The organism is Sphaerobacter sp. (assembly GCF_019683595.1).
Classification (GTDB): Bacteria; Chloroflexota; Chloroflexia; order Thermomicrobiales; family Thermomicrobiaceae; genus Sphaerobacter.
The window spans coordinates 1-13,984 of the sequence record NZ_JADGHZ010000091.1 but is presented as its reverse complement, the minus strand read 5'-3'; the positions used below and the strand labels follow the sequence as shown (position 1 = coordinate 13,984).

Sequence of the window (13,984 nt, the reverse complement as noted above, 5' to 3'; positions counted from 1 at the left end):
CCTCCGCCGGGGGGGGGGGGGGGGGGGGGGTCTCCGTGCGACGGTGATCGGGTCGCCGGGGCGGACGTCGCCCCCGGCGATGACGATACCCATCACGCCGGCCTTGCGGATCAGATTGCCGTGCTCGTCGCGATCGAGCACCGCCTTCATCAGGCCGCGCTGGATCCCTTCGAGCTGCTTGCAGGGGTTGCGCAGGCCGGTGATCTCCACGATGGCTTCCTCGCCGAGGCGCAGGCGCGTGCCGGTGGGCAGGCCGAGCAGGTCGATCCCCTCGGTGGTGATGTTCTCGCCCATCTGTCCCGGCGCGACATTGAAGCCGGATCGGCGGAGCTCCTCGTGCAGCTCCGCGTGGATCAGGTGGACCTGGCGCAGGTTCGGCTGGTTCGGATCACGGGCCACGCGGGAGCGGTGCCGCACGGTGATCCCGGCGTGCGCGTCCCCAGCGACGCCGAGTCCCGCCAGCAGCGTGATCACCGGCTGGTTCGGCTTGCTCATGGTGTGGGTTGCACTGCGGCTCACCGCCACGACTCGTCCGATCATAGACCCCTCCGGTTCGCTGCTGTCCGGGGCCGAGGGGTGTTTCACGTGAAACATGGCGGAGGCGTCGGGCGAGGAGGTTTCACGTGAAACACCCGCGCCGGCTACTGCTCGATGATCCAGGGATCGACCGCGCGCTCGTAGGAGACGAGCTCCTCCGGCCGGAAGAAGAGGTTGATCTCGTGCTCGGCGCTCTCCGCCCCGTCGGAAGCGTGGATCAGGTTCCGGCCGATGGTGAGGCCGAAGTCGCCGCGGATGGTGCCGGGTGCGGCGTCAACCGGGTTGGTCGCCCCCACGGTCGCCCGCGTCACCTCGATGGCCTTCGGCCCCTCGAGCACGCCGACCACCACCGGGGCAGAGGTGATGTACTCGACCAGGCTGGCAAAGAACGGCCGCTCCCGGTGCACCCCATAGTGTCGCTCGGCCAGCTCGCGGCTGATCTGCATCATCTTCAGCCCGACGACCTTCAAGCCGCGCCGCTCCAGCCGGGCCAGAACCTCCCCGATCAGCCCGCGCTGCACCCCATCCGGCTTCACGATGATGAGCGTTCGCTCCACGCTCGTGTCCCTCCGCTCTACCCGCTCGGCCCTTCTCGGCCGCATCCAGACACAAAACACCGCCGGCGTTGCCGGCGGTGCTAGCCTACCATAGCTTCCACGCTACTCGATTGCGCTTCCGTCGTCGCGGATCACCTGTGCCAGCTGGGTCAGCACCCCGTCCATCACGTCCACCAGCCGCTCCCCCGGCGCGGCCGGATCGGTGAGCGCGACCAGCATCAATTCGTCGCCGACGAGCAGGTGGAGCACTCCCCCCTGCACGGTGACGCTCCCGTATCGCTCGCCCTGCTGGACCACGTGCTGCGCCAGAGCCGACCCGGACGCCGCCAGCACCTCCGCATCGTCGCCGTTCAGCCCCGCGGTGGCCACGATCAGCCCGTCGGCCGTGGTGGCGACGACGGCCAGCACGTCGCGGTACTCGAGCAGGTCGAGGAGGTAGTTCTCCACGCGCTACCCCCTCCGCTCGCCGCGCCGCCCCTGCGCCCGCGACACCGCCAGGCCGTAGTGCCGGGACGCCAGGTGCACATCGCCCCGCTTGCGGTAGATCGCCCCCAGCAGCCGGTGTGCTGCCGGCGCGGACTCGGGCGCCAGCTCGGTGATCCGGATCAACCCGCGGATGACCGCCTCACTCTGGTCCGGCGCGTGGCGGTAGAGCCACTGGTAGTGCTCCAAGGCCGTCTCGGCCTGCCCGGCTTCCACCAGCCCCTCGGCCAGCGCCAGCCGCGCCTCGCTGGACTCCGGATGCTCGCGCACGGCGCCCTCCAGCGCGGCCAGATCCACACCCTCCGGCTCGCCGGTTTCGGGTTCCACCGGCGCCGCAGCGGTCTCGGCGGCCGGCTCCAACGGCTGGTCGCCGGTGATCCGCCCGGACGCAATCAGCTCTTCCTTGGCGTCGCGCGCCCGCTCGACAAGGTCCGGCCCGACGCCCAGGCGTTCGATCGCGCTGCTCACCGCGGCGGCATCGCCCGCCTCGTCGTACTCCGGCAGCGCCGGCGCCTCGTCCACGACCGTCTCAGCGGGTACCGGCTCGACCTCATCCTCCAGCCCAGCCGTGTCCACCTCGGCGAGCGTCGACTCGACTTCTTCCTCCAGTCCGGCCAGATCCACCTCGTCCAGCAGCATCGCTTCAGCGGATTCGTCGGCCGCATCGGCTGCCGGTGCAGGAACGTCCGCCTCGGCCGGGAGATCAGCCGCTTCGAGCGACTCGATCTCGGCCTCGGTGTCGGCCGCCTCCTCCGCCACAGGGGATTCCTCGGCCACGGAGCCTTTCTCGGCCACAGCGGGCTCCTCCGCGACCGGTAGCACGTCGTCCTGGCGTGTGCGCTGGAAGAAGGGGATCTCTTCCTCGTCGAACGTGAAGGGCTCGACCCCGGCTGCATCCAGGCTGCGGAGTTCGTCGGTGTAACCCCGCGGCATCTCGCCCGGGATCGCCTCCAGGATCTCCCGGTCGATCGAATCCCAGTCCCCGGCCAGTACCTCTCCGGCAGTGGTTTCGCCAGCGTCGATCTCCGCTGCGACATCAGGCACTACGAGGTCCCGCTCCGGCTCGGGCGTCTCTTCCGGTGTCTCATCGGGCAGCGCCGCGGCCGGCTCGGCGGTCAGCCCCGGGTCGAAGGGCGCCAGCCCGGTGTCCTCGAGCGAGCGGAGGATGGTCGTGTAGCCGGACAGCGGCCCGTCATCCGGCCGCGCGGCCTCGATCTCCTGATCGCTGGAGATGCCGAGCAACGCCGCCAGATCCGGCTCCTCCTCGGCCGGCTCTGCGGCCGGCGCGGCGGCCGCGGCGAGCGGCTCCGGTTCGGCTGGCTCCGAGAAGGCGGGCTCCGGCTCAGCCGGTGCCGATTCCTCCGGCTCCAGCACCCACGGCGGGGGGCCGGCGTCGGAGTCGCCGAACGCCGCGGCGTCGAACGGCTCGATGCCGCTGTCCTCCAGTGAGCGGAGCAGGCCGGTATACCCCGCGGTGGACAGGCTGTCGGGGCGCGCGGCTTCCAGCTCCTGATCGCTGGGCAGCGGAACGTCGAACGGGTCCGCCGCGTCCGCCGCGTCCTCGACGGGGATAACTGGCTCCGGCGCAGCGGCTTGCCACGTCGTCGCCGGCGTCTCGTCAATCTCCGGCGCGGTGAAATCGGGCGCGGGGCCGATGCGCGGGCGCTCGACATCAACGGTCGGCTCGGCGACCTCTTCCACCACCGGCGGCTCGGCCGGGAGGAAGAAGTCGACCCGGTCCGGTACGGCCGCAAGCAGCTCCGCCGCACGGGAGCCGTCGGGGTCGGCGGCCTGAACGTGCTCGCGCAGCTTCGCCGCTTCCTCGTCGTTCCCCAGGCGGCGCTCGATGTCCGCCAGCAGCACCAGGGCGCCGAAGGCCCCGGGCGACTGTTCCAGCACGGCCCGGCAGGTGGCGGCTGCGCGCTCCCACTCGCCCCGGCGCCAGAGCGCCTCGGCCAGGCGCAGCCGGACGTCCACACGCCCCGGATACTCGGCCAGCACGGCGGCACACTCGCTCACCGCGCGGCCCCAGCGGCCGGCATGGTAGTGGATCGACCCGAGGGCGGCACGCGTCAGTTGCAGGCGCCCCTCCGGGCCGTAGGTATCGCGCGCCAGCCGCACCACCCGCTCGCGCAGGTCGCCGCGCGTCGGCGCGATCTCCCAGGCAGCCTGGAAGTAGGCGAGGGCCGCCTCCGAGTCGCGACGCGCCTCGGCGATAAGGCCGAGGCCGACGTAGGCCCCGACGCACTGCGGGTCACGCTGCAGCGCCGCAGTGAACGCACGCTCGGCGGCGGCCTCATCGCGCTGCTCGAGGTAGGCCTCACCGAGCAGCCGGTGCGCGGTGACACAATCGGGGTAGGAGTGGAGCACCTGACGGCACGTCTCAACGGCACGCCGGTAGTCGCCGGCGCTGATTGCGTCTTGTGCCTGTTGGACCGCCTCTGCCAGCAGTAGCGCGGGCATATCGTCCTCGATTCCGTGGGACCGATGGTCGTCCTGCGTAGTCGTCCTGCTCTGACCTGCCGCGCAGCCTGACGCCCACGATGGCTCTCTCCGCAGCCGGCATATGCGGCTAGTATAGGGAGCGGTCTCGCCCCTCCTCAACGGTGGACAGGTAGCCTAATCCTCCCAATTGGCAATGCCCGCTCCGCCTGCGTCTGGCACGGATGCTGCATGAGCATCCCCGAGACCAGCCGGTGGTCGCCGCGGAGAGGAGTCGCAATGCGAGGTTCAAACCCCGCTCCCCGACCCGGAAATCAGCCGCGCCCCAACCCCGGCCAGACCGATCCGGAGGAGCACGACATCGTGCTCGACAGTGACCAGGACGTGCAACAGCCGGGCTACTACTTCAACGCCATCGACGGCCAGGTTCGCTACTTCCAGCGGGGGGAGACCACCCCCTCGGAGGATGGCATCTGGTATTACCTCACGTCCGAACCGGATGTCACCATGGAACACCTGCGCGACATCGCCGCGACGTACGGCTTCGACCTCGAGCCGAACGACCTGCATCTGCCCTAGCCGCACCGGTCCACACGCCGCCCCGTGCTATGCTCTCCTCGGACGACGGAGCGCCCGAATGGAGGGAGGGCTTATGGCTGACCCCGGCGACCGGCTGGGCGTCCTGACGACGACGCTGCGCGTGGTGGAGCAGGCACAGGCGGTGCGGATCGACCACGACGCGGTCGCCCAGGCGGCCGAGGCCTTCGCCGCCCGGCAGGTGACGCCGCCGACCTGGAACCGCGAACTCCACTGGAGCGACGGCCGGGAGGCCTTGGCCAACTACATCCTCGTGCTCGATGCGGTCAATTTCTGCTTCTGGGGCGAGCCGCGCTGGCGCGTCGAGTACGCCGGCGCCGTCTACGACGGGTACTGGGCGCTGGCCGCCTCGCTGAAGCGCGCACTGGAACAGGGTGTGCCGCTCACCGATGCCCGCTACCTGGCCGGAATCACCCGCGACGACGTGGCGGCCATCTTCGCCGGCGAGGCGGAGATCCCGCTGCTCGACGAGCGTGCCCGCATCCTCCGCGAGACCGGGACCGTGCTGATCGAGCGCTTCGGCGGCCGTTTCTCGGAAGCCATCGCCGCGGCCGGGAGGAGCGCCGTCGTGCTGGTCGACATCGTGACCAGCGCCTTTCCCTCATTCCGGGACGTGGCGGTCTACCAGGGAGCGCCGGTGCGCTTCTACAAACGCGCCCAGATCCTGGTGAGCGACCTCTACGGCGCGTTCGACGGGTCCGACCTCGGCGCGTTCGACGACCTGGCGGAGTTGACCGCCTTCGCCGACTACAAGGTACCCCAGGTGCTCCACCACCTCGGCATTCTGCGCTACGCGCCGCAATTGCACGACCGGCTCGCCCGCCGGGAGGAGATCCCCGCCGGCAGCCCGGAGGAGGTCGAGATCCGCGCGGCGACCATATGGGGCGTCGAGGAGCTGCGCCGCGCGCTGGCCAGCCGTGGGCACACGCTGGCTGCCTACCAGGTGGACTGGCTGCTCTGGGACGAGGGCCAGCGCCTCCCTGCCGGTACGCTCCCCTACCACCGCACCCGGACGATTTTCTATTGATAGCGAGAGCACTCCCGAAAAACCCCCTCTCCCAACGTTGGAAGAGGAGCTGGGGTGAGGGCCACCCCCGCCGATTGGGCGAGAAAAGGCCACCCGCGCTCCCGGCATCACCGGGTTGGGGTGGTCTCCGCGTGTTAATCTCTTTTGTGGATTGAAGATAACCGTCGTGGTTAGTAGAGGCTGTGGACGGTGGGGATAAGCGGAGAGATCCGCGTCCAGACGGGGATTTCGCCCGTGGGTGGGGTGTGGACAAGCCGTCCACGACTCCACAGGGGGCTGGGGAGAGCCGGTGTGACTTCCGTGTCAATGCCACGACCATCCTCACGCCACCCACGGCCAGGAGGGCGCTTTCCCCATCAACCCCACGGGTGTACACACAGATTTCCACAAATCCACCAGGTTATCCACATCAGGCGTGGATTTCTCCACATCCCGGGTGCGGGCGCGCCGCGGTCTTGACCCGGCGGCACCAGCGAGGCCCGGGACAACGGAGCGAAGGGAGCGACGGATGCTCGAGCAACGGCCGTATACCCCTCAGGAGTTGCTGGCCTGGTGCCGGCTGACCGGGTTGACGCTGGTGGGCCTGGCGCTGGCCTACGTGCGTGAGCGCGAAGGTGGGATAGACGGGTTCATCGACTATGCCGCTGCCCGGCTGGGCGAGACCTGGGGCGCCATGGGCACGCCCGGCGTGGAGGCGAGCACGCTGCTCCTTCAGCTCAGCGCCGAGGCGCTCGGTGGGGATGTGCACTCGCGAGCCATGACGGCCGAGGAGGGGGAGATCGTGATCTCCGATCTGCCGGGCGACGGCCTCCCCGAGGCGCTGGAGGACCGGTTCGACATGACGGTCACCGTGGACGACATCCTGGGCGTGGCCGGTGTGAGCCGCGAAGAAATGAACCGGTTGTACGACGTGCTGGGCGGGATCGTGACCGGGGCCGGCTATGCCTACGCCCGGGAGCCCGAGGGCTCGGAGCAGCGGTTGACCGTGCGGGCGTGAGCCGTGGGCGGCGCCTGTACCGCCTACCCCCGCTCGACGATCTCGATCTGGATCCCGGCGTCCACGCGCCGTGCCGTGAGCCAGAGGGCGAACGCCGCGACGCCCAGGCCGATCGCCACAAGCCAGAGCGTGCCGAGCCAGATGGCCAGCACGGGGTGCGCGATCTTGAGCCTTACCGCCGCGAGCACGGCACGGACGGCGACGCCAGCCCAACCCGAGGCCGCCGGCGCGATGCCGGCGAGGACCGGCTCCAGGCTGGTTGGGACCATTGCCGGGAGGGCCGGGAAGAGCGTCACCAGGAAATAGACCGCGGCGACGCCCATCACCAGTAACCCGGCGCCGGTCCGCAGTTGGTTGTGGGGGTTCTGGGGGTCGTAGCGGGCACCGAACGTCCCGATCCACACCGCCAATGCCACCGCGCCGGTCAGGAGGATCGCGGCGACGACCACGCCTTGGGCGATCCGAAGCAGCGGCCAACCGAGGATGACCGCGGCGATGAGGTCGGCCACGACGACGAACCCGGCCATCAAGCCCCAGTAGACCACGAACTTCCCGAGCGCGATCTGCCAGCCGGAGAGCGGGGCGGTGCGGATGACCCAGGTCGCCAGCCCGTCGCGGGCAAAGGTCGGCGCGGCGAATGCGGGGACGACGACGACCATGACGGCCAGCAGGCCGCCCTGGGCGATGAGCCACGACGCGGTCGGGTTGTCGCGAGCGATCGTCCCGCCATCACCGGTCACCAGTCGAAACAGACCGATACCGAAGAATACCAGCATCGGCAACAGCGCCATCCACTCGCGGATGTTGCGCCGCAGCATGGTGATCTCCTTGGCGGCGATCGCCGCGATCGGACCGCGGAGCGGGGCATGGGATGCCGCCCGCTCCCGTGCTGGCCGCTTCCGCCTGCCGCCCTCGCTGAGTCGTACCCAGCCGAGGCGGAAGCCGCGCTCAACCATCGTCATGGAGAGCAGGAGCAGTCCGCCGCTGATCGCGATGACCCCAAGCGCTGGCAGGATGCCGATCGGGTCGGCCCGGGCGAGCCGCTCCAGCGCGATCGCACCCCACGTGGTCGGGAGCCAGACAGGAGCGACCGGCAGCACATCGGTGGCTCGATCCAGTTGGTCGGAGTAGCGGAAGACCTGGCCAAATAGGGCGGCGACTAGGCCGGTCAGCGCCTGGAAGACGACGATCAGCTCATTGAGCCGCTTGCGCGGCAGGAACCGCACCAGGGTCAGCGTCACGAGGTAGCTGATCGCGACCGCCCCGGCCACCACCGTGACGACGACCACCACCACCGCCGGATAGTAGACAGGGTGGGCTCCAGCCCCGACGCCGAGGCCGATCAGGGGTATCAGGACGAACGGAATGGTGAGGAGGTTCCCGACCACCAGCGTTTGCAGGTACTTCACCAGGAAGACGCTGCGGGTGGGGATCGGGAGCGTGAAGAGCAACTCGACATCGCGCGCGACGTAGAGCTGCCCGTAGACCTGTGGCAGGTCGGCCAGGATGACCAGGATGACGACGGCCGGCAGCGCCAGCCCGGCCAGCGGGCGAATTGCGTCGAGCGACGCACTCCGGCCGATCGCGTAGCCGAAGATCGTGAGCACGGTCGCGAAGCTGAGGGCCGCGAGGCTGACGACGACGATCGCCGGCACGCGGCGCCGCGCTAGCCAGGTGTGCAGCCACTGCCGCCACTGTGCCCAGAGGAGCAGACCGGTCATCGCGCGCCACTCCGCTCGCCCTCTGCCAGCGCCTGGATCAGCTCGGCCGACTCCGCGCCACCGGTCAGCTCCAGGAAAATGTCTTCGAGCGACGCGCCGGCCTGGCCCCCGCGCTCACGCAGTTCATCCAGGGTGCCGAGCGCGATCAGCTTCCCCTGCTGGATGATTCCGACGCGGTCGCACATCTGCTGCGCGATCTCCAGGATGTGCGTGGTGAGGAAGACGGTCGCACCGCTGTCGCACACCCGGCGGAGGAGCGTCTTCAACGTGCGCGCGCTGCGCGGGTCCAGCCCAACTGTCGGCTCGTCGAGGAAGATGACCTCGGGGTCGTGCACCAGCGCGGCGCTGATCGCCAGCTTCTGGCGCATGCCGTGGGAATAGGTCTCGATCAGATCGTCGATGCTGTCGGTCAGGTCGAACAACGCCAGCAGATCGCGAGAGCGGCGCTCGAAGACATCCGCCGGCACGCGGAAGACCGAGCCGATGAAGTGCAGGAACTCGCGGCCGGTCAGCTTGGGGAAGAGGTTCGGCTCGTCCGGCACGTAGGCGAAGCGCGCCTTGGCGGCCAGCGGCTCCCGCCAGACGTCGAAGCCGGCCACCTCGGCGGTCCCCTCATTCGGCTCCAGCAACCCGGTCAGCATCTTGATCGTCGTGGTCTTACCCGAGCCGTTCGGGCCGAGGAAACCGAAGAGTTCGCCGGGTTGGATCACGAGGTCGAGATGATCGACGGCGGTGAAGTCCCCGTAGCGCTTCGTGAGGCCTACAGCGCGGATCGCGGGAGAACCATCCTGCCCTGACACCCGCCCGCGTCCGTTCCCCCGCATGATTGCGCTCCTCCCACCGCACCTGCCCGTCATTCCCGCGAGGCTCGCCCCCGGCAACTATACCGCGGGCAGGCGCTCAGGCATGGCACGAGCGGCGCAGGTCATACTTGTCAGTCCGAACCTCCGGCGGTTCCTGAGGGAAGTCCCCCTCGGCGTCGCCGGGGCCATCTGAGTCTTTACGCCTATGCCTTCAACAGCCCCACGACCTCCACTGCGTGATGGAGCAAGATACCCAGGCCGTCTCGTTCGCTTGCCCGATGGCACACGTAGGCTACAGGCCAAGATCGACATCCGGTCCGATCACCGTTACCGCTTTCCTTCCCGAGACACGGTTGTAGGACTACGATCACGTTCGCGTATCTGCAGGAAGAAAGGACTGTCGTGAGGCAGCTAACCAGCGAGCCAGAACTTCGAGCAGCCAGGGAAGCCTTCCATCGCGTGTTCCGGTCGGGGGATGCCTTTACCGCCCCCTTCCAAGCGGGGGTCCAGGGCCGTGCCATCCTCTATCCGGTCGTTTATTTCCTGCAGCCTGAAGACTACGAGCCCATCGCCGCCGCAGCGCAGAGTCTTGGGGAGACGCTGGCGTATGCCTCGACCGTCGAAATGTACCGAGGGGATGGGTGGAATAAGTACCACCATTGGGAGGTTGAGCTCGACTCCTATGTATACGATCTCCTTGATGAGGACGAGGACTGGATCTCGATGGTGGGGCAGGCGTTGTACTCCGTGAAGGGGACGTGGGGGTGCTGACCTCGACGGACGAGTTTGCCGTGGTCGGGGGTCCGCCGGAGTTCATAGAGGTCCTGGAAGCGCATCTCAATCTGGAGGAACCAGTCCTCGAGTGCATCGACGCCTATCTGGATGAGTACCGGACGTGGAGACGCAATATCGACGGGTTCCTAGAACTCATTCAACATGTCTACGGTCCGGGAACGGGGCTCAATCTCCTCACGAAGGCGGGGCTGATCCACTGATATCCAACGCCTGTGGGCGCTCTGGCACGTCACGAATACAAGCGATCACCCGTATTCGGTACTACGCCGTCACGAGCGCGGGCGACTCACCTGGCTCCCACACACAACTCCCCTATCCCAACATGGAGTTTGACGACTTACTGTGATCCACCGGAGCTCTGCCCCCAGCGCCCGGTCGCTGTCATCCGTCGTTGCGTGGCCGATCCGACGGGCGATCCTTCGCTCCGTCGCCCGCGAGCCTGTGCCGGCCGGCTCCGCCCAGGGTGACCGCAGCGCGGGCGCGGCAGGCGGTGGCCGACCTGATCGCCTGGTAGGGGCGGTCTCTGAACTCACACCAGCCGTCTTAGCCCCGGGCACGAATCAGTCGGCGGGACCCATATCACCCGGGCGTGACCTCAATCCCCGGGCACGCACCGACCATGGAAAGCGGACAAGCGCATGCGATGCCCCGAACCTCGCACCCATATCGCCGCCGGAGCCCCGGTCAATTCAGAACGTCCGCCCCAGGATCTGGTCCCAGGGCTGGGGGGCGGCGACGCGGATGACCTCGTCCTCGCGGTCGCGCAGGTAGAGGTAGAGGTGGGCGAAGAATTCCTCGTCCGGGATCGGGTAGGTCGGGTTGATGCACAGGTAGGAGAAGGGCCAGGGGGCACGTACGCCCGGGGCGCAGCGCACTTCGACCCGGCGCCCGATGCGGATGCGATAGGTGACTCCCGGGAACCGTTTGGAGGGGATGTCGAGGTAGCCCTGCCGCTGCGCTTGCTCCCACAGCGCGTCGCCCAGGGTGAGGCGGGCGACCTCGCGCGCGTTGGTGCGCGCCTGGCGGTAGTCCTCCCGGCGGAAGTCCGGCCCGGCGCTGCGCTTGGCCACATGGTGCCAGCGACGAGTCCAGGGCAACTCCAGCGGTACGTCGGATGTATCGCGCACGCTGTCGCGACCGTGGAGGAAGTCGAGGAAACGGTCAAGCAGGTTCATGTGGCACCTCGTCGTCGGTCACCGGCATCCGCCGAGCGGGACCACCCACCGGGGCAACCCGCTGGGTGGTCGTGGCGTCGTTTCCGGCCTGCACCCCGGACCCCGCCCGTGTGCCGGGAGCGGGGCCCGGGATACAGCCACAGCTACCCGCCTGCAATCGGCGCGATAATCTGATACTCCTCAACGGTCGGATCGAACGGCGCGTCGTCGAGCACGTGCTGGTCGCCGACCTTGCGGGACACCCGGCAGCCTCGCTGGCGGGCATCACGGATGATGCGCTCGGCTTCCTCGATCGCGGAGCGGGATTCCTCCGTGTCGACAGCCGGGTCCCATTCGATGATCTGGTGGCCGCGCCTGTTGGCAACGATCAAGCGTGCCATGCGATCCTCCTTGCGTTCGGTGCGCCGGCGCACACCGGTGACTACGGGTCATGCACCTTCCCTGCATTCCGCGTGCCATAAGCCGCTACGACCGGAGGACGGGATCGTGGCGGTTTCGCGTGGGGCGCGGGGGTGGGACCGGACGCGATGCCGGCATTCCGCCGGGGGCGCGGTTACTTAGGACTTTCGCAGCCTTGACGGGCTTCGTGCCGGCAACGTAAGTTTAGTCAACACGTGTGATGATCCTGTCACCTCGGACAGGTGGGTTGCCGGGCAGGCGCAATCCCGGTGACGCGGCCGGGAGCACCCCAGCCATGGACACCTTCTTCCTCATCTGCTTCATCTTCGGTGCCCTGTTCACCGTTGCCTCGCTGATCCTCGGTGCCGCTGATATCGCGATCCATCTCCCTCACGGCGGGGCCGATGCCGGGCTGGGGCACGACGCGGGCGGCCACGGCGCCGATGGGCACCACCTCCCGGTGCTGAACCTCGCGTCGCTGCTCGCCTTCCTCACCTGGTTCGGCGCTGCCGGGTTCCTCCTGCTTCGCTTCGCCGGCTGGTCGCTCCTGCTGGCACTACTGGCGGCAATCCTCGCCGGAGTGGCGGGGGCGTTCATCGTTGCCCGCTTCCTCCGCGCCGTCATCGCCAGCGAGCGGGTGATGGACCCGCGCGACTACGCACTTGAGGGGACCTTGGCGCGGGTCAGTGTGCGGATCCCCGAGTCGGGGGTCGGCGAGATCATCTTCTCGCTCGGCGGCGTACGCCGCAGCGAAGCGGCCCGCAGCGTCTCCGGCCGCGCGATCCCGCGCGGGACCGAGGTCGTCATCCTCAGCTACGAGCGTGGCATCGCAACCGTGCAGCCTTACGAGGAACTCCTGACCAATGGCCGGACTGAGGAGGTAGAGGACGGTTCCGCCCCCGCGTTGCGTGACCGGAGCGGGACGACTACGAAGGAGTGATCTCATGCCAACGGTAGCCATCACGATCGCGGTCGTGGCCGTCATCACCGTCCTGCTCATCATGGTGGTGATCGGCACGATGTACCGGCGTGTCAGCCCGAACCGTGCCCTGATCGTCTACGGTGCGGGCGGGACCCGGATCGTCACCGGCGGCGGCAAGCTCGTCTGGCCCCTGTTCCAGAGCTACCAAGAGCTGTCGCTCGAGTTGATGTCGTTCGACGTCGCGCCCTCCCAGGACCTCTACACCTCGCAGGGCGTGGCGGTGAACGTCGAAGCGGTGGCGCAGATCAAGGTCAAGTCCGACCCCGAGAGCATCCGCACCGCCGCCGAGCAGTTCCTGACCAAGACGCAGCAGGAGCGCGAGGCGCTGATCCGGCTGGTGATGGAGGGGCACCTGCGCGGCATCGTCGGCCTGCTCACGGTCGAGCAGATCGTGAAGGAGCCGGAGATGGTCGCCGGTCGGGTGCGGCAGACCGTGGCCGACGACCTGAGCAAGATGGGCCTGGAGGTCGTCTCCTTCACCATCAAGAAGGTGATGGACGACCAGGACTACATCGCCAACATGGGTCGGCCCGACGTGGCCCGCATCAAGCGCGAGGCGGACATCGCCCAGGCTGAGGCGGAGCGCGACACCGCCATCAAGCGAGCGATGGCCATGCGCGAGGCCGCCATCGCCCAGGCCCAGGCCGATCAGGAGCGGGTCGTAGCGCAGACGGCCTCCGAGGCGCGCCAGGCAGAGGCCCAGCGCGACCTGGAGATCAAGCGGGCCCAGTTTGAGGCCGACGTCCGGCGCCAGCGGGCGCTTGCCGAGAAGGCGTACGACATCGCGGCCAACCAGGCGCAGCAGCAGGTCGTCGCCGAGCAGGTCCGGATCGAACAGGTCCAGCGGCAGGAGATGATCAAGGTCCAGGAGCTGGAGGTGCAGCGGCGCGAGCGCGAGCTGGAGGCGACGCTGATCAAGCAGGCTGATGCCGAGCGGCGCCGCATCGAGCTGCTGGCCGAGGCGGAGCGGGAGCGCCGCATTCGCGAGGCGACCGGTGCCGCCGAGGCGATCCGGCTGGAAGGGCTCGCCGAGGCCGAGATCATCCGCGCCAAGGGGCAGGCCGAGGCGGACGCGATGCACCTGCGCGCCGCCGCGTTCCAGGAGTACAACCAGGCCGCGGTGCTCGACAAGCTCCTCACCAGCATGCCGGAGCTGGCGCAGGCCTTTGCGCAGTCGCTTGCCGGGGTCGACAAGGTCACGATCGTCTCGACCGGCGACGGCCACAACGGGATCAGCTCCATCACCGGCGAGCTGGCCAAGATGATCGCCCAGGTGCCGGAGCTGTTCGAGACGCTGACCGGGCAGAGCGTCGTCGAGTTGCTGTCGCGGCTGCGCAGCATCGAGGCGGCCAACCCGGCCGCGTTCCCGCACAATAACGCTCCTGTACCGGCCACGCCCGCGGACGACACCGAGCCCCCCGCGCCCCCGACGCCCGGTGGCGAGTCGTAGGCGAGGGTTACCCCTCACC

The 13,984-nt window shown here is 68.8% G+C and carries 15 protein-coding genes; 7 read left to right on the top strand and 8 right to left on the bottom strand.

The window, feature by feature from the left end; genetic code table 11:
• The 4 genes from IRZ30_RS10700 to IRZ30_RS10685 all read right to left on the bottom strand — a co-directional run.
• Positions 1-540 (bottom strand): MOSC domain-containing protein (locus tag IRZ30_RS10700; RefSeq protein ID WP_294085073.1); only part of this gene is annotated, 540 nt, incomplete at its 3' end.
• Positions 541-641: 101 nt separating this feature from the next.
• Entirely contained in the window at positions 642-1,094 is a 453-nt protein-coding gene (gene ndk / locus IRZ30_RS10695; protein ID WP_294085072.1) for a nucleoside-diphosphate kinase, read from the bottom strand.
• A 102-nt stretch (positions 1,095-1,196) separates the two neighbouring features.
• Positions 1,197-1,541, bottom strand: a complete 345-nt coding sequence (locus tag IRZ30_RS10690) for a hypothetical protein (protein WP_294085071.1) — start codon at positions 1,539-1,541, stop codon at positions 1,197-1,199.
• A gap of 3 nt (positions 1,542-1,544) precedes the next feature.
• On the bottom strand, positions 1,545-4,040 hold the full coding sequence (locus IRZ30_RS10685) for a tetratricopeptide repeat protein (RefSeq protein ID WP_294085070.1): 2,496 nt from the start codon (positions 4,038-4,040) through the stop codon (positions 1,545-1,547).
• Positions 4,041-4,298: 258 nt separating this feature from the next.
• Here IRZ30_RS10685 and IRZ30_RS10680 point away from each other — a divergent pair, with 258 nt between their 5' ends.
• The 3 genes from IRZ30_RS10680 to IRZ30_RS10670 all read left to right on the top strand — a co-directional run bounded on the left by IRZ30_RS10680 (position 4,299) and on the right by IRZ30_RS10670 (position 6,640).
• Complete coding sequence (locus tag IRZ30_RS10680; protein WP_294085069.1) at positions 4,299-4,598, top strand: hypothetical protein; 300 nt, start codon at positions 4,299-4,301, stop codon at positions 4,596-4,598.
• 73 nt (positions 4,599-4,671) lie between these two features.
• The gene (locus tag IRZ30_RS10675; RefSeq protein ID WP_294085068.1) at positions 4,672-5,643 is read left to right on the top strand and encodes a queuosine salvage family protein; all 972 of its coding nucleotides are present in this window, start codon (positions 4,672-4,674) and stop codon (positions 5,641-5,643) included.
• 508 nt (positions 5,644-6,151) lie between these two features.
• Positions 6,152-6,640 (top strand): hypothetical protein, encoded by a 489-nt coding sequence (locus tag IRZ30_RS10670; protein ID WP_294085067.1) that lies wholly within the window; start codon positions 6,152-6,154, stop codon positions 6,638-6,640.
• 23 nt (positions 6,641-6,663) lie between these two features.
• Here the strand turns inward: IRZ30_RS10670 and IRZ30_RS10665 are convergent, their stop codons facing one another.
• On the bottom strand, positions 6,664-8,361 hold the full coding sequence (locus tag IRZ30_RS10665) for a hypothetical protein (protein WP_294085066.1): 1,698 nt from the start codon (positions 8,359-8,361) through the stop codon (positions 6,664-6,666).
• Positions 8,358-9,185: an ABC transporter ATP-binding protein gene (locus IRZ30_RS10660; protein ID WP_294085065.1), complete on the bottom strand. Its 828-nt coding sequence runs from the start codon at positions 9,183-9,185 to the stop codon at positions 8,358-8,360. Before IRZ30_RS10660 ends, IRZ30_RS10665 begins: the two co-directional genes overlap by 4 nt.
• Before the next feature lie 381 nt (positions 9,186-9,566).
• Here IRZ30_RS10660 and IRZ30_RS10655 point away from each other — a divergent pair, with 381 nt between their 5' ends.
• Together IRZ30_RS10655 and IRZ30_RS10650 are read left to right on the top strand one after the other, a co-directional pair.
• Positions 9,567-9,935, top strand: a complete 369-nt coding sequence (locus IRZ30_RS10655) for a hypothetical protein (protein ID WP_294085064.1) — start codon at positions 9,567-9,569, stop codon at positions 9,933-9,935.
• Positions 9,929-10,159, top strand: a complete 231-nt coding sequence (locus IRZ30_RS10650) for a hypothetical protein (RefSeq protein WP_294085063.1) — start codon at positions 9,929-9,931, stop codon at positions 10,157-10,159. Before IRZ30_RS10655 ends, IRZ30_RS10650 begins: the two co-directional genes overlap by 7 nt.
• A 489-nt stretch (positions 10,160-10,648) precedes the next feature.
• On the opposite strand, the gene IRZ30_RS10645 is transcribed toward IRZ30_RS10650, so the two are convergent.
• Positions 10,649-11,134, bottom strand: a complete 486-nt coding sequence (locus IRZ30_RS10645) for a hypothetical protein (protein WP_294085062.1) — start codon at positions 11,132-11,134, stop codon at positions 10,649-10,651.
• 143 nt (positions 11,135-11,277) lie between these two features.
• Positions 11,278-11,514 (bottom strand): hypothetical protein, encoded by a 237-nt coding sequence (locus IRZ30_RS10640; protein ID WP_012872817.1) that lies wholly within the window; start codon positions 11,512-11,514, stop codon positions 11,278-11,280.
• Between the two features lie 314 nt (positions 11,515-11,828).
• Between IRZ30_RS10640 and IRZ30_RS10635 the strand changes: the two genes are divergently transcribed.
• Complete coding sequence (locus tag IRZ30_RS10635) at positions 11,829-12,473, top strand: hypothetical protein (protein WP_294085059.1); 645 nt, start codon at positions 11,829-11,831, stop codon at positions 12,471-12,473.
• A 4-nt stretch (positions 12,474-12,477) separates the two neighbouring features.
• A complete protein-coding gene (locus tag IRZ30_RS10630) occupies positions 12,478-13,965 on the top strand; it encodes a flotillin family protein (RefSeq protein WP_294085057.1) in 1,488 nt (495 codons plus the stop codon).
• Positions 13,966-13,984: the final 19 nt, after the last annotated feature.

What these genes read in the sequence shown, in the direction of transcription:
- IRZ30_RS10680 (WP_294085069.1), top strand. Translation starts at nt 4,299, where the DNA reads ATGCGAGGTTCAAACCCCGCTCCCCGACCCGGAAATCAGCCGCGCCCC.
- IRZ30_RS10675 (WP_294085068.1), top strand. Translation starts at nt 4,672, where the DNA reads ATGGCTGACCCCGGCGACCGGCTGGGCGTCCTGACGACGACGCTGCGC.
- IRZ30_RS10635 (WP_294085059.1), top strand. Translation starts at nt 11,829, where the DNA reads ATGGACACCTTCTTCCTCATCTGCTTCATCTTCGGTGCCCTGTTCACC.
- IRZ30_RS10670 (WP_294085067.1), top strand. Translation starts at nt 6,152, where the DNA reads ATGCTCGAGCAACGGCCGTATACCCCTCAGGAGTTGCTGGCCTGGTGC.
- IRZ30_RS10645 (WP_294085062.1), bottom strand. Translation starts at nt 11,134, where the DNA reads ATGAACCTGCTTGACCGTTTCCTCGACTTCCTCCACGGTCGCGACAGC.
- IRZ30_RS10685 (WP_294085070.1), bottom strand. Translation starts at nt 4,040, where the DNA reads ATGCCCGCGCTACTGCTGGCAGAGGCGGTCCAACAGGCACAAGACGCA.
- IRZ30_RS10665 (WP_294085066.1), bottom strand. Translation starts at nt 8,361, where the DNA reads ATGACCGGTCTGCTCCTCTGGGCACAGTGGCGGCAGTGGCTGCACACC.
- IRZ30_RS10660 (WP_294085065.1), bottom strand. Translation starts at nt 9,185, where the DNA reads ATGCGGGGGAACGGACGCGGGCGGGTGTCAGGGCAGGATGGTTCTCCC.
- IRZ30_RS10640 (WP_012872817.1), bottom strand. Translation starts at nt 11,514, where the DNA reads ATGGCACGCTTGATCGTTGCCAACAGGCGCGGCCACCAGATCATCGAA.
- IRZ30_RS10630 (WP_294085057.1), top strand. Translation starts at nt 12,478, where the DNA reads ATGCCAACGGTAGCCATCACGATCGCGGTCGTGGCCGTCATCACCGTC.